This window comes from Roseiconus lacunae, assembly GCF_008312935.1.
GTDB classification, from domain to species: Bacteria; Planctomycetota; Planctomycetia; order Pirellulales; family Pirellulaceae; genus Stieleria; species Stieleria lacunae.
The window spans coordinates 188,461-207,862 of the sequence record NZ_VSZO01000014.1; the positions used below are offsets into that span (position 1 = coordinate 188,461).

At 56.2% G+C, this 19,402-nt stretch carries 11 protein-coding genes; all 11 read left to right on the top strand.

The window, feature by feature from the left end; translation table 11 throughout:
* The first annotated feature begins 290 nt into the window (after positions 1-290).
* The 11 genes from FYC48_RS19015 (at position 291) to FYC48_RS27865 (ending at position 19,220) form a co-directional block, all read left to right on the top strand.
* Positions 291-1,886: a DUF1549 domain-containing protein gene (locus tag FYC48_RS19015; protein ID WP_149498376.1), complete on the top strand. Its 1,596-nt coding sequence runs from the start codon at positions 291-293 to the stop codon at positions 1,884-1,886.
* Positions 1,877-3,187: a DUF1501 domain-containing protein gene (locus tag FYC48_RS19020; protein WP_149498377.1), complete on the top strand. Its 1,311-nt coding sequence runs from the start codon at positions 1,877-1,879 to the stop codon at positions 3,185-3,187. The genes FYC48_RS19015 and FYC48_RS19020 overlap by 10 nt, the downstream gene beginning before the upstream one ends.
* Positions 3,184-4,980, top strand: a complete 1,797-nt coding sequence (locus FYC48_RS19025; protein WP_149498378.1) for a hypothetical protein — start codon at positions 3,184-3,186, stop codon at positions 4,978-4,980. Before FYC48_RS19020 ends, FYC48_RS19025 begins: the two co-directional genes overlap by 4 nt.
* Complete coding sequence (locus FYC48_RS19030; RefSeq protein ID WP_149498379.1) at positions 4,977-6,062, top strand: AAA family ATPase; 1,086 nt, start codon at positions 4,977-4,979, stop codon at positions 6,060-6,062. Before FYC48_RS19025 ends, FYC48_RS19030 begins: the two co-directional genes overlap by 4 nt.
* Positions 6,059-7,033 (top strand): DUF58 domain-containing protein, encoded by a 975-nt coding sequence (locus FYC48_RS19035; protein WP_149498380.1) that lies wholly within the window; start codon positions 6,059-6,061, stop codon positions 7,031-7,033. The genes FYC48_RS19030 and FYC48_RS19035 overlap by 4 nt, the downstream gene beginning before the upstream one ends.
* A complete protein-coding gene (locus tag FYC48_RS19045; protein ID WP_160149622.1) occupies positions 7,033-9,111 on the top strand; it encodes a BatA domain-containing protein in 2,079 nt (692 codons plus the stop codon). Before FYC48_RS19035 ends, FYC48_RS19045 begins: the two co-directional genes overlap by 1 nt.
* On the top strand, positions 9,108-12,794 hold the full coding sequence (locus FYC48_RS19050) for a coiled-coil domain-containing protein (protein WP_149498382.1): 3,687 nt from the start codon (positions 9,108-9,110) through the stop codon (positions 12,792-12,794). Before FYC48_RS19045 ends, FYC48_RS19050 begins: the two co-directional genes overlap by 4 nt.
* Before the next feature lie 8 nt (positions 12,795-12,802).
* A complete protein-coding gene (locus tag FYC48_RS19055; RefSeq protein WP_160149623.1) occupies positions 12,803-15,385 on the top strand; it encodes a glutamine amidotransferase in 2,583 nt (860 codons plus the stop codon).
* 180 nt (positions 15,386-15,565) lie between these two features.
* Positions 15,566-15,949, top strand: a complete 384-nt coding sequence (locus FYC48_RS19060) for a BlaI/MecI/CopY family transcriptional regulator (protein WP_149498384.1) — start codon at positions 15,566-15,568, stop codon at positions 15,947-15,949.
* Positions 15,949-17,973: a M56 family metallopeptidase gene (locus FYC48_RS19065; protein ID WP_149498385.1), complete on the top strand. Its 2,025-nt coding sequence runs from the start codon at positions 15,949-15,951 to the stop codon at positions 17,971-17,973. Before FYC48_RS19060 ends, FYC48_RS19065 begins: the two co-directional genes overlap by 1 nt.
* Positions 17,974-18,104: 131 nt before the next feature.
* Positions 18,105-19,220: a hypothetical protein gene (locus FYC48_RS27865; RefSeq protein WP_160149624.1), complete on the top strand. Its 1,116-nt coding sequence runs from the start codon at positions 18,105-18,107 to the stop codon at positions 19,218-19,220.
* Positions 19,221-19,402 lie beyond the last annotated feature (182 nt).

A 19,402-nucleotide genomic window follows, 5' to 3' on the forward strand; every position in this document is an offset into this window, starting at 1 on the left:
CAATGCGTCGATCAACGATTGTGTCGTCCGCCGCTTTGCCGAACCTCGGTACGGGGGCTTCTGTTTACAGACGAACTCATCACACGGACAAGAACTCGGTCTCCGGCAATCGCGGCGCAGTCATCGCCGGTGCTTGCCGATGCTCGGCTGTCGTCCTTTTGTGTTTTTGTAAAGTTCCCACGCGTCTTCGCGAATTCGCTTGACACTTATAGACTAGATGTCTAAATTGGTTTTTGTCGTGGCGGGGAAAGCCCCGCCGTTGCACCTTCGGTCGCAAACGAGAGAGAGCGATGGGCAAGTCCACGGTTCGAGCATTGGCATTGATTGCAAGTGTATCGGTCGCATTCATTGTTGCCGGGCCGGATAGAAACGTTCGGGCCCAGGCCGTTGACGCACCGGGGTCTGGCGACGATGCGAAAGCGGTCATTCTATCGGAGACGGATTCCCGTGGTGACGATCTGGCAAGCTGGATCGATGTCCGCGGCAGAACGGCTTGGGGCGACCCGCCTGAAAAATGTGATGACTTGACCTTCGCCCGCCGTGTCTATTTGGATTTAGTGGGGCGAGTTCCAAGCGTCGCGGAAATTCGTGACTACCGTGAGTTGGGGGATCGGCGTCGAGAGATGTTGGTCGACGAGTTGGTCTTTGGCGAAGGTCCGCGGCGCGAAACTTATCTCCGCTTGTTGGCGATTAATTTGGCGCGGCAATGGCGGCAAGTTTTGGTTCCGCCGGGGACCGCCGCGACGGGGCCGGTCGGCAACCTTGAGGTTTGGTTGCGCGATGCGTTTTCGAGCAACCGTCCGTACGACGAGATCATGGCGGATCTTGTTCGGGTCCAATCGGCCGCAGACGCCGGTGGGTATTATCAGTTGCTCGGCGCGACTCCGGAAAACTATGCCGGCAACTTGTCTCGGGTGATGTTGGGGGTGCGGATCGACTGTGCCCAGTGCCACGATCACCCGTTTACCGATTGGAAGCAAGAGGACTTCTGGGGGCTCGCGGCATTCTATGGTGATCTCCAAAACTTCAATCAAAACCCCGACGCGTCGCGTGGTGTTGGAGGCGGGAAGATCGTTTACGAGGGTGACACGTACAGTGCCAAGTTTCTATGGCAATCTGAAGCGATCGATGATCCCGGGCGAACTCCCAAGGTGCGTTTAGCCCGTTGGCTTACAGCGGCCGAGAATCCTAATTTTTCGGCAACGGCGGTGAATCGCTTTTGGCAAATGCTGGTCGGGCGTGGCTTGTATGCCGATGTCGAGAACTTGGATCTTGCCACCGAGCAGGAGCGGTCCTTTCTGGACGACTTTGGGAAGCAGTTTGCCGCCGACGGTTTCGATGTTCACAAGCTGGTCGCCGGGATTTGTAAGTCGTCTTGGTATGCGGCGAAAACAATGGAGCCCTCGCAGAGTGTCGACGCATTTCAGCGTGAGCTCAAGGTGATCAGTCCCGAACAGGTGTTCGATTCATTGGAGCAATCGCTGCATTTGCCCATCAGTCGAATCGACCCGAACGCGCCGCGATGGACAGGCACTCGCGATCAGATGGTGAACCGATTGGGGGAGGCGATCGGGGAATCCCCAGAGGATTACGCTTCGGGGATCCCGCAAGCGTTGATGATGATGAACGGCCGTATCACCAGTGAAGCGATTGACTTAGAACGCAGTCGGCTATTGCGAGCGGTGATCGACTCGCCATTTTTCGACGAACCAAAGCGCATTGAGACGCTTTACCTCGCCGTGCTCACTCGCCAGCCGACCGCGGAAGAAAAGGAAACTTTGGCGGAATATTTAGACAAAAAGACCAATCCCGAAAGTCGTCGTAAGGCATTCGGGGAGATTCTTTGGGCCCTGCTGAACAGTCCGGAGTTTGTGCTATGTCGGTAACGCGAACATTTGATCGATTTTCTCGTCGCGATTTAGTTCGTATAGCGGCGGCATCGTTCGGCGGGATATGTTGTTCACCGTGGCTACCACGGTTGGCAAAGGCCGCCGGAGGTAAGCGTCCGCCTAAGGCGTGCATCCTGTTGTGGATGAGCGGTGGTCCCAGTCAGATGGAGACCCTTTCGCCAAAGCCAGGCCACGGCAACGGTGGTCCTACCAGGGCGATTTCAACCGCGGTGCCGGGTATCGAGGTCAGTGAGAACCTGCCCGGGTTGGCAAAGCAGATGAAGGATGTCGCGATCATTCGTTCGATGAAGACACGCGAAGGGGATCACGGCCGGGCGACTCAGTTGATGTTGACCGGTTATCGACCGATGGGCGGGATGACTGACTATCCCGTGTTTGGTTCGATGGTTTCGCATCGATTAAAAATGGACGACCATCCACTTCCCGGGTTCGTCTCAATCGCACCGTTTCAGCGTGGCAATTTGGGTGCCGGTTTTTTGGGACCGGATCATTCGCCGTTGCTGGTGTCCGGTGCGAGCAATGATCCGAATACACGGGCAAACCTAACGATCGAGAATATGGACATCGCCGGTGGCGACACGAGTGTGCTCGCCGAACGCCAGGCGTTGCTATCGATGATGCGTCAGGGAGCTCCTTCGACGTCGACTTCGGCGGTCAAGCATGCTTCGGTTTATGACCAAGCGATGCGGATGATCGAATCACGCGGCGAAGGTGCTTTCGAACTCGACGAAGAAAAACCGGAACTTCGTGACGCTTATGGTCGCAATCGTTTCGGGCAGGGGTGCTTGCTGGCGCGGCGGCTGGTCGAGCGTGGGGTTCCGTTTGTCGAAGTCACACTCGATCAAACAGCCGGGTCCACTTGGGATTCGCACCTTGATAACTTCAACGTGGTCCGTTCGATGTGCGAGGTGCTTGATCCGGCTTGGTCGACACTGATCGACGATCTGCGTCAACGCAAGATGCTCGATTCCACCATGGTCGTGTGGATGGGTGAATTCGGGCGTACCCCTAGGATCAATCCCAATTCTGGGCGCGACCACTTCCCCGATGCTTGGAGCGTCGCGCTTGCCGGCGGCGCCATCGCCGGAGGTCAGTCCTACGGAAAGACGAGCAAGGATGGGATGGAAGTGATCGACAATCCTGTGCATGCGAACGATTTATTTGCCACAATGTTGCAAGGTTTGGGGATCGATTCGTGGGACAGCAACATGAATGGGGATCGCCCGATCCCGCTCGTTGATGAAGGCGGTACGCCAGTTGAGGAGTTGCTCGGATGAGATCGATCGCCGGTCGCTCACTTCGATCCGATGACACCGGTTTGGCCTTAACGAAATTGGCGCCGGTGGCGCCTCGGTTCGCCAATTCGATGTCGGCATTGCTGACGTCTCGATGTTGCGCAGGGTTGTTGGCCGCTGCGTGCGTGGGCGTCTTCTGCGGTTTCGTTTTCTCAGGCGTCGCCGCGGCCGATACGGCTGCCGATCGTCGCGAGAACTCCGCCGGTCAGATCTTAGCCGAACCCACCGACGACGACCCTTACCGGTACGGCACCCATGACATGCTCATGCTGATGCCGGGCGGACCGATCCACCTTCGTTTGATGATCACCAACGGTGGCCAGTCCCTCGAAGGAACACGTCAAAGCTATTTGGAACAGCTAAGCACCATTCTTGATCAAGATGGTGACGGCAAAGTCAGCCGAGACGAGGCAGGGGATCATCCGTTGTTCGTCACAAGCACGCGATTCCAAGGAAACCAATTTTTGCGGTCGCTCCGTAGCAGACGGCCATTTTCGAAGCGTGAACTTGAGCTAGCCGTTGATCGCGCCGCCGGGCAGTTGGTCACCTACCGGCAAAACAATGCCTTGGCCGAACAAGACATGAGCGTCTTCAATGTTCTCGATCAAGACGGGTCGGGAATGATCGATCGGGCGGAGATGCGGTTGGCCGCCGCAAGGATTGCCGATCGCGATCTGGACTTTGACCAGTGCGTCACGTTTGACGAATTTCTTGATCAGGCCGCCCCGGCGATGGCCGGCGTGGTCGTTAATACGATCACCGATGAGCCTCCCGGTTCGGTGCACGCGGAGATGCTTCGCAACGCGAGCGAACCTGTCTTACCCGCTCGGCTACTGCGAACGTACGACGAAGATGGTGATCGTCAATTGTCATTCGATGAACTCGGCTGGACCGAAGCGCGGGGCAAAGCGTTTGACCAGAATTCCGATGGCCGATTGAGCCTCCGAGAATTGGCAACGATTTCCGCCGGTGAACCTGATTTGACGTTCGCCGTTGACGTCGCCCAGTCGTCATCGGGGGCATTGAAAATAGTCGAGCATTCCGAAGCGAATCGTTCGCTCAAAGGTGACATCAGCATCCAAAACGATGTGATCCGCATCCGGAACGAATTGTTCAACCTATCAATCAGCTATCGGTATCGTGATCCAGTTGCCGAAGCGGAAGTCAATGCGTCCAATGCCTTCAACCAAATCGACTTGGATGCCAACGGATACCTTGACCGTGATGAAATAGCCGAACACCAACGATTCGAGCGTTATTTGTTCGACGCGATGGATCGTGACAAAGACGATCGGGTCTTTGCCGATGAAATGATGCAATACGTTCGCGAGTATACAGAACCTGCATCGACGACCTGCCAAGTGACGTTAATGGATAGCGGCAATGGCTTCTTCCAAGTACTCGATGAGAACGCCGATGGCCGGATCTCTATCCGTGAACTTCGCGCGTGCGAGCAAAACTTGATTCGCGTTACACCGACGGATCAAGCCCAGATCGATCCGAAAAGCATGATGGCATCTTATCGGATCGAGATTAAACGCGGCGGAACGAGTTTGTTCGGCCGTGTCGATCGACCGACCATCGATTCCCCGGAAGCGTTCTTGGCGCCACCGGTGGGGCCGATCTGGTTTCAGCGTATGGATCGAAATGGTGATGGCGATTTGACTTGGGATGAATTCTTGGGAAGCCGAGAAACATTCCACCAGCTCGACCATGACCGCGACAACCTTATTGACAAGAACGAAGCTTCGTTAGCGAGTAAGTTAGACGGATGAGTACCACCACCGACCCGAACGGATCGTCCACCGAATCGCCGTCCAACAACGGCCAACTGCTAGACCAAGTGGACAAGTTAAGGCAATCACGCGAACGATTGCGAGCCGAGGTTGGCAAGGTCATCGTCGGCCAGCAAGATGTCGTCGACTTGCTGCTATTGGGTTTGCTTTGCCGTGGCCACGTATTGCTGCATGGCGTCCCTGGGCTTGGCAAGACGTTGATGGCACGAACGCTCTCGTCGACCCTCGACCTGAAATTTAAACGAGTCCAGTTCACGCCGGACCTGATGCCTTCGGACATCACCGGTACCGATGTGATCGAAGAACAGGAAGGCGGAGGCGGGCACCGGTTGAAATTTGTTCCCGGTCCGATCTTTACCAATTTTCTGTTGGCCGATGAAGTCAACCGAACGCCACCGAAGACACAAGCCGCCCTACTGCAAGCGATGCAGGAACATGAAGTCTCGGTGGGCAACACGACCTACACTCTCGATCCGCCCTTCTTTGTTGTCGCGACGCAAAACCCGATCGAAATGGAAGGCACCTACCCACTGCCGGAAGCACAAGTCGATCGGTTCATGTTCAATATCCGGGTTCGCTATCCCACCGTCGAAGAAGAAGCGGCGATCATTCGTGGAACGACCGGAACGGACTCGGTCGAGCCGACTGCGGTGCTCACATCGGATGACTTGTTGCAGCTACAGTCGATCGTTCGCGGCGTGCCGGTTTCTGATGATGTCGTGATGTATGCGGCCCGGTTGGTCGCCGCAACTCGGCCGTCGATCGGGGAACGCGGCGCGAGCCGCCCCGGAGATCAGGAGCCATCGCAAGACATCGAAATGGTTCGTAAGTATGTGACCTACGGTGCGAGTCCCCGGGCGGGGCAAGCGTTGGTCCTGGCCGGCAAAGCGCGGGCCATTTTGGAAGGTCGCTATCACGTGGACTTTGCCGACATCGCGGCGCTCGCCCATCCGGTGTTGCGACACCGACTGGTGCTGAACTTTCATGGGCGAGCGGATAATGTCGATTCCGACGATGTGATCGATGCGCTGCTGCGTGAAGTGAAGGAGGAGGTCGCGTGATCGCAAAGCCTTCCACCCGTGAACGCAAAAGGTCCGAAGGCCGTCGTAAGCCTTTGCCGGGTGAGCGTGCTTCCGGATCTGACGGTCGCCCCCGGTGGCTTAAGCCGGATGAGCTTGCCCGACTGAGTTCGATCGAATTGCGCGCCCGCGGCGTCGTCGAAGGTTTTCTCCAAGGCCTGCACCGCAGTCCGTTTATCGGCTACAGCGTCGAGTTTTCTTCGCATCGTCGCTACGGTCCCGGTGATGATTTACGGCACGTCAACTGGAAGTTGTTCGCGCGGCAGCGAAAGCTGTATGTCAAAGAGTTTGACGCGGAAACAAATCTCAATTTGTACTTGTTCGTCGACGCGAGTCGTTCGATGCAGTGCAAAATCGACGGGGCGATGTCGAAACACGATTACGCGGCGACGTTGGCCGCGGCGTTCGCTTCGCTGGCACTTAAACAACGGGACGCCGTCGGGTTGGGCCTGTTCGATGACGGCGTCCACCGATACATGGACCCGTCGGCCAAACCGGGACGCTGGGAAGACTGTCTCGCACTGCTCGCCGAACCCCGTGAGTCGAACACGACCGCACTCGCGAAGTCGCTCGAACAAGCCGCGGCGTTGGCGAAGCATCGCGGGATCGTGGTCATCCTCAGTGACTTAGTCGACGGCGACATCGATGGATTCACCAAAGGCCTGCAACAACTGCGGCATCGTGGGCACGAGGTGATCGTATTTCATCTACTCGATCCATTCGAGCGGCACCTCGCCGAAGGTGGTCGGTACCGCGTGTTGGACCTGGAGAGTTCGTCTGAACTGACGACCAATATGGAAAGCGTTCGCAACGATTATCTGAACAAAATCAATCAATGGTGTGAGCGGCTCGACGATGCTTGCCTGTTGCAAGGTGTCGATCGAATTGAGTTGACGACGGATGTTCCGCCGACCGGAGCACTTGTGGAATACCTCGTGCAAAGATCGAACTGATGAATTTCATTCAAACCGGATTCTTGATCGGCGGGGTAGCACTCGCAATCCCAGTGCTGGTGCATTTGCTGAGCCGGTATCAAGTCCGTCGCGTCGAACTGGGCACGATGCGGTTCCTGCAGGAAGTGATGCAGGACGGTGCCCAGCGTCGCAAGATCCGACGTTGGCTATTGCTATTGACCCGCTTGGCATGTGTTGCCGCCCTGGTGATGTTGTTCGCGCGGCCCTATTTGCCGGAATTTGTTCGGCGTGATGGAGACCGATTGCGGGTTATCTTGGTCGATCAGTCTGCCAGCATGGGAATGCCCGGGAAGAACGGACGACTGATCGATGACGCGGTAGCCAAAGCAAATGAGGTTGCAAGTCAATTGGGGACCGACGCAAAGATCCTGTGGGCATGGTTCGATTCCGAAGTCCACCCGGTCGACACGGAGTCCGGGCGGGTCTCGGCACCTCGAGGGATCGTCGGGGGGACAGATTTTTTGACCGCTTTGAGCTGGGCTCGTGATCAGGTCGATGCGTTTCCCGATTCGATCGCCGATGTCGTGCTGATCTCGGATTTGCAGCAAGCGGGAATGGCCTCCGACCTCGTCGAAACATCCACGCTGGCTATGCCGGCCGATGTCCCGGTGCGAGTGATCGATGTCGGACGCGTCGCGGCGAGCAATCTGGCGGTGACAGCGGCGATGCCAACGTCAACGCGAACGTCCCCGGATCAGGACACGGTGATCAACGTAACGCTGTTCAATTATGGCACGTTGCCGATGGAAGAAATTCCGATGACCGGTACCGCAGAATCGGGGGGGCGGACGGTCCGCTTGAAAAAGTCAATCAATATTCCGGGCGAACAAGCGCAGGAATTGAGCTTTGATTTTGGCACCCTGCAACCGGGAGTGTGGCAGTTTACGTTTCAACTTGATGTCGAAGACGACTTGGCGATTGACAATCGACGGATCACGGCAATCGAAGTCGGACAGCCGGAATCTGTCTTAGTAATCGACGGCGGTACTCAAGACGAAGCGGTGATGGGAGAGAGTTTCTACGTCTCGGCGGCACTGCGACAATCCAAAACCGCCGCCATCTCGGCCGAGTCGGAAGCGAACGCCGCACCGACTGCGGCTCAACGGTTTTCACCCGAGGTGGTGTACCTATTTGAAGACTCGCTACCGGACCTTCGGCCGACACGCTACCCGCTGGTCGTCGTGGCAAACAGTGCATCGCTGCCTCGCGTTTCGATCGGACGATTGGAACGATATGTCGAAGCGGGGGGGCGCTTGCTGGTTTTCGCCGGCGAGGATTCCGATCAGCAGGATCAGACGTCTGATATCTGGGACGGGTCCGCGTTGACGCCAGGCCAAATCGGGCAAGTTCGTAGCAGCGGTGCGATGCCGTTTCGCGTCGGACAGTTTGATAGTTCGTCGTCGATGTTGACGTTATTTGCTGATCCACAACAGGGCGACTTAGGACGGCTGGCATTCAACCGGATATTGGAAGTGCAGCCCGCCGAACTGACATCCGTCTTGGCTTCCTTCGACGATCAGCTTCCCGCCTTGACCCAACACAAATACGGAAACGGCAACGTGGTTTGGTTTCTCTCAAGTGCCGATGCGAGTTGGGGACCTTGGACAACTAGCCCATTGTATTTGCCATTGGTCCATCAGATGGCGGCCGATCTATTGCATCTCACGGGCGAGGGGAAAATTCGCTTTCGATCGATCGGAAATGACCGCAATTTGATCGCCTCCGATGCGCGTTCGCCACAGATCACTCGTGTCAGTACCGACGCGTCTCGGTCGGTGGTGTCGAGCCAGCTGACGTTTGACCGTCCCGGATTCGAGAGCGGTGACGGCGGGGTTCTGTATGTCGTCAACGCCACCGCACAAGAGTCCGACACGACGCGGATCCCCGTCGATCAGTTTGCGTCCCACTTCAAGTTTACCCTTGCAGAATCGGACTCTGGCGAAGTCGCAAAAATCGTCCGCGATGAACACAAGCGTGAGTTGTGGCCGTGGGTGGCCGCGCTGGCTGCTTTATTGATGTTGACCGAATACTTTCTCGCCAATCGGACTACCGCATGAACGCTCCAGATGTTGCTTATCAGGTCGCGCGGCAATTCGCGGCCCTTCGTCGAAGGTACTTGACCGTCCGGCTAATCGCATTGATTGGGTTTGCGATGGCCGCGGTACTGTTGTGGCTTGCGGTGATTGCGGCGATCGATTTTCGCTGGGAATTAAGTCGCGAAATTCGACAACGGTCTCTACTAACGGGATGTGTCTGCATCGCCGTTGCCGCGGGCTGGCGATTGGTAATGATCATGCGGCAAACGCGGCAACGCGCGTTCGCGGGCATCTTGGAACGCTCGTTCGATGACTTTGGCCAGCGGATTCGTACGGTACTCGACACCGTCGACGGAAAAGTATCCGGACCGTTTGAGATGTTACGAGCGCTCGGCAATCAAACGCTCGGGCGTTGGGATTTGGCGATGCCCAATCGGATCGTCCCGATGCGTCTATTGCAAGGCGGCTTGGTCGCCTTGGGAGCGATGGCGGCATTGGTCGCGATGCTGTTCTTCTCAGGTGGCGACCTGCGATTGGCTTTGTCGCGTGCCCTCGGTAGCAACCGCCCCTACACGATTTTGGAAGTTACCCCGGGTGATGTCAAAGTCTTGGAAGGTACCCCCGTGACGGTCTCGTTAGATTTGGTCGGCCGTACCGATCGCGAGGTCGTGATTCGTTACCGAGAAATTCTTCCCACCGATTCAACGATCGCGTCCGCGGAAGAGAACGCAGATCATCATCGTGAATCTATGTCCGATTGGATCGAATCAGAGCTACTGCCCGAGGGCGATTTTTCGAAAGACAACGATCCTTCGAAAGATTCCGGGGCCGATCCTCGACGAAAACGGTTTGCACTGCTGCTGGGCGAGGCAAGTGTGCCGATCGAATATCAATTCATTGCGGCCGGGCAATCAACCAAGATTTTTCGGATCGAGATCCAGCCACTGATCGAAGTCGAGTCGCTAACGGTTGATGTGACCCCGCCAGCATACACCGGATTGCAGCCCCGTCTCTTTGATCGCAATGAGCTGACGGTTCTGGAGAACTCGGAAGTCAATGTCACGATCAAACTCAATCATCCCCTCGCCTCGACCGAGCTTTTGGTTGGACCGAAAAAATCAAAGCTTCAGCCGGTAGAACTTATCCCAGGCGACAACCCTCGCATTTGGACGTTTGCGTTACCGACATCGGCAACGACACGCTGGACGTTTTCGGGCGCGGGGCTCGACGGAACGCCGATGGACTCGATCTCAGGGCGGCTAGGGATTCGGCGCGATGCGGCGCCAGCGATTCGCTGGAATGAACCCTCCGACGAAATTCGGGTTCACACCTTGGCCGAAGTCCCGATGTCGGTCCAGGTCTCTGACGACTACGGTTTGGTCGAATCCGGAATAGCGTTTCAAATCGGCGGTGACGACGAGTACGTGCTGACCGATTGGATTGCACAAGAAGACGAAAACGATTCCACCCTCGCCGTAAAGACACGCATCAAGTTGTCAGAGCTATTGCCTTTGGAGACCTTCCAGCTCACCGAGCGAGACTACATCGCCTACTACGCTTATGCGATTGACAACAGGCCTTGGGGACCACACCGAACAGAATCCGATGTTCGTTATATCGACATCCGGCCGCTCAGGCAGTTCTATCGTGAAGTCGACCCGATGCCCAACCTTGGCAACGGGCAAAACCGCGTTCTGGTTCAGCTTGATGAGCTTATCCGCCGCGAACGTTTCATCATCAATCGCACTCGGCGTCTCGTGCGCGAAGGCGTTGATTTGGCTCGAGAGCTCGGCACAATCGATCGTCTTGTCAAGAATCAAAGTGAGTTGGCTGACCTGACTCGGTTTCTGACGGAGTTCTTTTTGTCGCGTGGAAACGATGACGTCGAAGCATTAAGTCAGGCGGAATCGTCGATGCTACAGGCCGCCGATTCGCTGGCCGCCGGTGAACTCGATTTGGCGTTCGCTCAGCAACAAGACGCACTGCGGTCGCTGGTCGAGGCGCGGCAAACGCTCGAGATCATCTTGATGAATAACATGTCACCGCAACAGCAGCGGCAGCTCAGCCGATTCGCTCGACAGTTGCAACAAAAACTACGTCGCCAACGACCTCAGAACGAACGCGAAATCGCTGACACACTACGGCAAATCGCGGGCGACCAGCAAAGGCTGACACAAGTCGCCTCACAGATGGCAAGTTCATCGCAGGCGGGCGGCAAAGCAAAGAACGCGTCTGTCAATCCAACCAACGGGAATGCCGGTTCCAACGCTTCGCCGCGAGATGATGACGAAGCAACGGAGAACGCGGAAGGGCAGTCGAGTGATGACCGCGACGCCGACCAGTCACCGGAGTCGAGTGAGGGTGATCAAGCAGATCCCACCGATGCAGATTCCACCGATGCCGAAAACGGTTCCGATAGCTCACAAGTGCGGCCGTCTGGTTCGGGCATCGAAGATACCGAACCCGAGCAATCGGAGACTTCGGATCGCGAAATGATTACCGAACGCCAAATCGAACTGTTGGAACGTCTTGAGACCGTCCGTGACGATTTAGAATCTCGCTTGCAAACGTCGCCGTTGTTGGCGACTCGAATGGACGAGGCAATGGGCTCACTCGATGCCCTCGTTGATCAAACACGGCAAGAAGAAATGGATTCGTTTGCCACCGGCGGACAAGTCGCGAGCGATCTCTTGGAAGAAATGAGCGCGCAGTTGGAAGCCCTGTCGGCGGACGAACCGGTCACACGTATCAGTTCCTTGCGTGATTTGACCGCGGGCATGGGGATGTTAGAGCGAAAGCTCTCCGGCGAAACGATGAAGTCGGCGACAACCGGGACACAGCCGGAAACTGACTCGGACGAACAAGAGGTGGCTTCACAAGCAATCGAACGGTCGCGACAACGACTCGATGCGCGAGCCGAAACGCTTAACGAAGTCCTTTCAAGCCAAGCGGAAATCGGTGACATCGAAATGAGTGAAGTCAATGATCGTCTCCGTGACTTTGCCGAGGAGACAGAGTTTCTCGATCTTCTTGCCGCAACCAAGAAGTCGATCGAGCAGATTGATGCCAGCGAGACCGAGGGACGAATGGCGATCAGTGACGCGGCGAACGAACGGTCGCGAGACTACATCGATGCCGCGCAACGACTTGACCGACTTTACCAGCAACTGGTGACACCGCGTTTGGCCCGCCTGCGACAGATGGAAGGCCAAGCCTCACAAATGGCGAACCAGATGAGAAATGGGTCGGGCGGTTCGGCTGGCGAGAAGGCGGAAATGGAAGCCCAGATGCGTCAACTCGCACAGGAGCTTCGTGACGAAAGCCTACGTGAGTTGGCGGAGATCCTCGAAGGGGGCGGGGGCGAGGAAGAAATCGATCCGCAGAGCCAATCGACGGCTCAGGAGGATCAGGATCCGATGCTCGAAAATGAACGTAGTTCAGGAATAGAAAGTCTGTTGAATGGAACGCAGTCCGGCGGGGCGCTTCCCTTGACCGGTACCGCTTCAGGCCGATTGCAGGTGGTCGCCGAGGAATTACGCCGCCGTATTCAACAGGTCATCTTGCTGGAGATTGCGGTCGACCGTGACACGCCGATTCCTTCGGAATACCGCCGAGCCGTGGATGGCTACTTCCGAACACTTTCGTCGGATCAATCCCGGTCGACCGAGATGACAGAGGCGGCGTCGACGGGGGTGGGACGATGATCGTTGAGATGCTTTCTTGTCAGGAAATTGTTGGTTTGCGATTCGCTGACGCGATGATACTGGCCGAAACGTTCGTCCGCTGGGATTCGCCGCTGCGGCGTGGGGCATGGCTAGGTTTGATAGCCGCGGCGATCTTGGTTTGGTTTTTGCTGCGTGTCTTTTGGGGGAAGTCTCTCGTCCAGGGGCGGACGGGATTGTTACTGCTTCGTGTCGCCGCTGTTGGAATTGTTATGTTGATCTTGATGGGCCCTACCATCATCGATCAGCAACCAGGGGAAACGACGCGGCCAAGATTAATCTACCTGTTTGATGGATCGCAAAGCATGCAGCTTGGCGGCGAACTTGATCGCTGGCAACAAGCGATCGAGTTCACGAGGGCCGCTCATGAAAAAGCGGATGCCGCCTACAGCGGTGACGTTCAGGCCTTTCGTTTCGGTCATCGTCTAGAACCGTTTCTCGATTCATCCGGAGACCAGGCGTCTCGTTTTCCGTCAAAACCACGGCGTTCGGCCGGAGAAACGCAAGACGTGCGTTTGGTATCGTCCGGTGAATTCGGTGAAGCCGAAACGAAAATCAAAGAACCGGATGCCTCCGATTCTCGACTCGCCGATGCGCTGCGACAGTTGTTACCGCAAGTTCGTGGGCAAACCGCCGCGGGCGTTGTCTTGTTGTCCGACGGTCGCGTTCGCGCATCGGAATCGGTCGAACGCCTGGGCGAGATCTTTGCCAAGACCGAAACACCGATTCACGTCGTTCCAATCGGTCAAGTCGGCGGATCGGGAGATATCGCGATCGTGTCGTTGGTCGTGCCGACCCGCGTTCGCAAATTCACCGAGAACGAGGTGCAGGTTTTCCTGCGCAGCTTCGGCTATCCGGGCCAGCAAACGACACTTCGTATCTTGCGGCAATCGACGAAAGTCGGAGATGAATTCGCCGAAATCGCATCGCTACCGATCACACTTACCGGCGGTGCCCAATCCGCGTCCTTGACGTTTCGGGTCGATGATCGGCCGGAAGATCTCATTGTGGTCGTTGATCCGATCGAAGGTGAGCTGAGCACGAAGAACAATCGTGTTGAGACGCATGTCGAGATCGATCGTACCAAGGTTCGTGTGTTGAGCATCGAAACCGATCGACCGCAGGCGATGCAGCAGCAGCAGCAGCAGCAAACGTCGTTTCTCGGTGGGCTCTTTAGCGGACTCGGAAATACGGCAGGGAGCGACGGAACCAGCATTCAGTCATCGCTACAAGCCGACGAAGATATTGAATGCACGGTATTGTTAAGCCTGGGAGGACAGTCACTACGGCGGGTCACGACCAATGGCACGCCCCAGTCGACCAATGGGTTTCCGAAAACTCGCGCCGAACTGTTTGCCTATGACTGCGTCATCTTCAACGAAGTCACCGCGAGTGTCCTAGACGAAGAGCAACAACAATGGTTGGCTCAGTGGATCGACGGCCGTGGCGGCGGTTTGATCGTGACCGGCGCGGGGGCTCTCGATCATCGTGGCTGGGAAGAAACGGCGATCGAGCCACTATTGCCGATCACATTGCAAGAGTCTGCCGCCAATTATCCGTTGACCACTGCCGTGGATGTTGTCGAACCGTTACATCCGATCTGGCGTTTACGGATGGAGCGGATGTTGAACGATCAAATCCTCAAAACGTTGCCGAGTCTGTCGGTCTCCGTCAACGATGTGGTGGCGAAACCTGACGCTAAAGTTTTGGCGCGATCGGCTGACGATGGAAAGCCGGTCATGATCTCGCAACGCGCCGGACGTGGCCGTGTGCTCGTGTCTGCGGCGTCCTTGTCGGGGACGTTCTTAGAAGCACTTGCACAGAATTGGGGTGACCAACCGGAGCGTGTGGCGGCCAAATTCTGGCGGAACATGGTCTACTGGGCCACGGAGGAATCGTCGACCGGGAGACGCCGGTTGGTGGTCAGCAGTAATCAACGGTTTTATCGGCCCGGACAACGACTGCAGGTGCGGGCAACGTCTTACGACGAAGCGGCGCGCCGGACGACCGGGTATCGTGTCTGGGCGATGTTCGAGCCGGAATCCCTCGATGACATGTCGCTGTACTCACCGGTACTTTGGCCGGACAATGTTGTCCGTGAAAGTGGCGAAGTCGGTCCACGCATTGCCTGGGGGGAAGAGCTCCCCTTGCGGGTTAATCCCGAAGAGCAGATCTACGAAGTCGACTTGATGTTGAGCGAGTCGGTCGCCGCCGCAGACAGTGGAATGCGAATCGAGTTGACTGCTTATGAAGGCGAAGATACCGGGATGGCGTTCAGCCACGGCACCCAGGTGGACAGCACTTCGTTGGCCGTTCAAATCCTGAGTGATCCCTTCGAACAGCAAAACCCGCTCCCCAACCACGAACTTTTGTCACGATTAGCAACGGTCTCGGGCGGGAAAGTCCTTGAGAATCCTGAACAATTGACCGAGCTACTGCGCGAGCGCGAAGAGTATCATGGACCTTCGAAAATCGATGCGACACCGGCTTGGAATCGGTTTTGGTTGTGGTTAGGGCTGATCGGGTTACTGACCACCGAATGGATTTGGCGGCGATCGACGGGACTAGCTTGAGGGGGGGCACCGCCGGGACACTTCCGCACTGAATGACGGATCTTGATTATTTCGGACTTTAATTAACGGGGCATCGGCGAAGCCGTTGTTCAAGGCAATGCTTGGCAAACCATTGCTGACATGAACAATGCCATTTGCCAGATCGCATTTTTATGAACTTGCACGATAGAACTTGAAACAATGGTGAAACCTTCCAAAGACGTTACGGCTGCCGAGCTTGCGATATTAGAAAAACTGTGGGAGCACGAACGGGCGACGCTCAAACAGTTATCGAAGTGGTTGTACGGGGCAGAAACACCGTCGGATATCGCGACGGTTCAAAAGTTGATCTCGCGATTAGAGGCCAAGGGCTTTGTCGGTCGTGATCGAGATTGTTGGCCGCATCAGTTTGCCGCGATTGTTGATCGTGATGAACTGATCAGCAAACGTCTGCAAGCGACCGCAGACGAGTTATGCGATGGAACTATGGGGACACTTTTAACCCACTTGGTCAAATCGGCGAAATTCAACTCTCGCCAGCGAAAACGATTGCGCCGCCTTTTGGACGACCTGGATTCTGAATAATGCTTCTGTTGGAGCTGATTATCGGCAACTTGCTGTTGGCAATGTTGATCGCATCGATCGCCCTGTGGGTCGGTCGTGGCGGAAAACATGCGTCGCTAGCACATGCGCTGTGGGTGCTGGTCTTTGTCAAATTGATTACCCCGCCGATCATCTCCTTCCCGGTACCCGTGCCGATCCCCACCATGGCCTCTCAGGTGGCCACTCAGGAAAAGAAGCTCACCGCCAGTCTTGATGGACAACACATCTGGCGTGGATCGCCGGCTGGGAATGACTCGGTTACGCAAGACACCGAAATCAGCGTTTCCTCGGACCGATCCCCTGCTCCGGTAGATACGTCCGACTTGGCGGTCGATCATGTTCAAAATGACGCGTCGGTGATTGATCGAATTTCGTCAGTCACCCCGGCGCCATCGACACTGCTCGAACAGGTGACTCGGTTCATAGACCAGGGGATGGTCTGGTTTGTCGCGGTATGGGCGATCGGGTTCTTGGTGCTTAGCATCCGTGGGTTGGTTCGACTGGTTCGTTTTCGCCGACTGATTCAGGAATGTGGGCAAGACGACGAAGAGGCGGCCGCCATCGTTCGCCAATTTGCCTGTCAACGATTGCGATCACGACCGGGGGCTCGTTCACCGCGCGTCGTTCGCTTAAACGTTCACGTCTCGCCAATGTTGTTTGGCTTTGCGACACGGCCGATCATTGTCTGTCCCGAGGCATTGTGGCAGGCGATGTCTGAGGATGATCGTCGAGCATTCTTGGCGCACGAGACGGCTCACTATTGCCGTCGTGACCATTGGGTTCGGTGGTTGGAATGGCTTGTTTCATCCGCTTATTGGTGGTTTCCAGGTATCTACTTTGCCCAGAGCCAATTGGAACGCCACGAAGAAGCTTGCTGTGATGCGCGGGCGGTGGAGTTGTTAGAAACCAAACCACGGCGCTATGCCGAGGCATTGTTGCGAGTCGTTGACTTTATTAGTGACTACCAAGTCGGATTGCCAAGTTTCGCGTCGGGGATGCAGCCGACCGCAACGCTAGAAGAACGATTGCGATTGTTAATGCTTCCCGACAAAGCTGGCCCGACGTCTCGGACGCTTCGCACGGCCAGCGGAGCAATGTGTTCGGCGATGATCTTGATTCATCCTCAGCTTTATCCGATCGCTTGGCAGGACGAGCGTTCTCCAGAGGACCAATGGGTGATCGCCAAGTCGTCGTTTGACCAATCAATCGAACGTGCCCCCGCCATCGAGTTTCAGCCGACCAACCCGGATCTCGAACTCCCTCCTGAACCAGTCGGGTTTTGGAATTTGGAACCGGCCCGTCGTTGGGCCAGTTTTCGACTCAAGACATCGGGATATCGACTTCGAGCGGTCACGGGACGTGGCATTTCGATCGAACGCGATCGAAGGCGTTTGATGTTTAAGCAGGAGGAATTGACCTCGATCTCAGAAGTCGCTTCGACCGGCCGTGTGATCATCGGTGATCGTGAAGGAAACGTTCGATTGTGGGATCTCGACGCAGGGATGGCGGTTTCACTTCTCGGGAATCATCGACACGAAGTGACCAGTGTTTGCGTCGGAGTTGAAGGCGGAGTCTTCTCGGCAGATCACGCCGGGTCCGTGATCCGCTGGGAAATGCAATCGGGACAAATGATCGCGCGATGGACGGCCAATGATCGGCCGATTCAATCGATTCGAATTTCGAGCGATGACAACTTTGTTGCGGTCGTTTGTGGCGATTGGAAATCGCTACGAGTAGCGCCGACGCTGCATCTTTTGGAAGCCCAGACGTTGACAGAAAAAGGCCGACAACCGCTACCCGAGGACACCGCCCTCGTGCGACAGGCTGATGACGGTCAATGGTGCGTGATCAGCTGGGATGGCACGGTTCGTGACTTGTTTACCGAAACGGTCATTGGCAGCGTCGACAAAGTCCAGGTGTCGTCACTGCTGTTGTCACAGCACGCGACCTTTGATTTGCCGCCGAACGATCTGATCGGTCAGCAGATGGCATTGCCGAGTGAGTGACGACGGTAGGTAGCGTCGTCACCGCGCTATTGTGGTGCGGTCACGCGATCCGACTGACAGCATCCGTATCTTGAAAACATCCGCGTCTCGAAAACTAGACGTAACGTAACTCAAACACAGGCCGATAACCAATGATCCGCTTTCGAACTTGTTGGCTTGGACTTGTCTTGGGCTTGGGCGGATTCGTTTCCGCAGACGTGCTCGGCGACGAAGCTCGGCCTGCCGCACAAACGGAATTACAAGAAGCAGAGTCTGAGGCGGTTTCCAGTCGTCATCTTGTCATCATGATCGGATTACCCGGTGACCAAACTCATCGCGAGCGATTCACCGAAGCGGCGGAAAAGTTGATCGTCGCATCGAATGAAACCTTGTCGGTCGACGCCGAACACCTGACCGTGCTTGCCGGTGACGACGAGATGCAGCAAGCGCTTTCAGTATCGCACGAAGACGTGGGCGTTTGCTCCGGAGAAACGGTCGAACAAACGCTTCGTGACCTCGCATCGCGATTGAAGCCTATCGATTCCCTTTGGGTCGTGATGATCGGTCACTCCCACCCGCAGGGAGTCCTAAGTGAATTCAATGTGCTCGGTCGCGATTTTAGCCAACAGGATTTTTCGAAATGGGCGGCACCGATCGAGTGTTTCGAGCAGGTCTTTGTGCTGACGCAGCCGATCAGTGGATTTTGGATCAAACCACTGGCCAAACCGGGGCGAATTTTACTTACCGCTACCGAGGCCGACCTGGAGTTCACCGCGACCGAAATGCCCTACGCACTTGCGGACGTGTTGGCCGGCGAAAGCGATCAGGCACTTGACGACGTCGATGGCGACGGTAATGTCAGCTTGCTCGATCTGTATTTGGCCACGTCGATCGAGGTCACGCTTCGGTTTCGATCGATCGATCGACTGCAAACCGAACACGCACAACTCGACGATAACGGTGACGGGCGCGGCAGCGAAGTTCAGTTGGCTTATCTGCCCCCCGAACCTACAGACGACGATGAAGATGAAGACGAAGACGACGACGAAGAGTCTGAAGAAGAGAACGTGGATGAAGAAACAGACGATCCCGATTTAGATAGTACCGAGGCTGAGCAGCCAAACGAGCAATCCGATCAGCCGACAGACTCCGTCGCTTCCGGCGACGAAGTTCGTCCAAGCCTTCCTCGTCCAGAACTAGTCACGAGTCGAAACTTAGACGGTTTTCGAAGTCGCTACGTTCCGCTTAAACGTGACGTGAAACCATAGGGCGAGCCGCGAAGCATTCGAAGGATTGGCCGAGTACCGAAACCGTGGCCAAGCAACGAGACACAGTGTAGTGAATTGACGATTGGTTTCGCCGTATGGCATTCACCTTGTTCGAGCTCTGTTAGTCGGCACCCATGCTCGTTGGCTGCCAATTTTTTCCGTGCATCTCGATCGAACGAACC

Coding starts and splice junctions, on each gene's coding strand:
- FYC48_RS19015 (WP_149498376.1), top strand. CDS start 291: ATGGGCAAGTCCACGGTTCGAGCATTGGCATTGATTGCAAGTGTATCG.
- FYC48_RS19020 (WP_149498377.1), top strand. CDS start 1,877: ATGTCGGTAACGCGAACATTTGATCGATTTTCTCGTCGCGATTTAGTT.
- FYC48_RS19025 (WP_149498378.1), top strand. CDS start 3,184: ATGAGATCGATCGCCGGTCGCTCACTTCGATCCGATGACACCGGTTTG.
- FYC48_RS19030 (WP_149498379.1), top strand. CDS start 4,977: ATGAGTACCACCACCGACCCGAACGGATCGTCCACCGAATCGCCGTCC.
- FYC48_RS19045 (WP_160149622.1), top strand. CDS start 7,033: ATGAATTTCATTCAAACCGGATTCTTGATCGGCGGGGTAGCACTCGCA.
- FYC48_RS19050 (WP_149498382.1), top strand. CDS start 9,108: ATGAACGCTCCAGATGTTGCTTATCAGGTCGCGCGGCAATTCGCGGCC.
- FYC48_RS19055 (WP_160149623.1), top strand. CDS start 12,803: ATGCTTTCTTGTCAGGAAATTGTTGGTTTGCGATTCGCTGACGCGATG.
- FYC48_RS19060 (WP_149498384.1), top strand. CDS start 15,566: ATGGTGAAACCTTCCAAAGACGTTACGGCTGCCGAGCTTGCGATATTA.
- FYC48_RS19065 (WP_149498385.1), top strand. CDS start 15,949: ATGCTTCTGTTGGAGCTGATTATCGGCAACTTGCTGTTGGCAATGTTG.
- FYC48_RS27865 (WP_160149624.1), top strand. CDS start 18,105: ATGATCCGCTTTCGAACTTGTTGGCTTGGACTTGTCTTGGGCTTGGGC.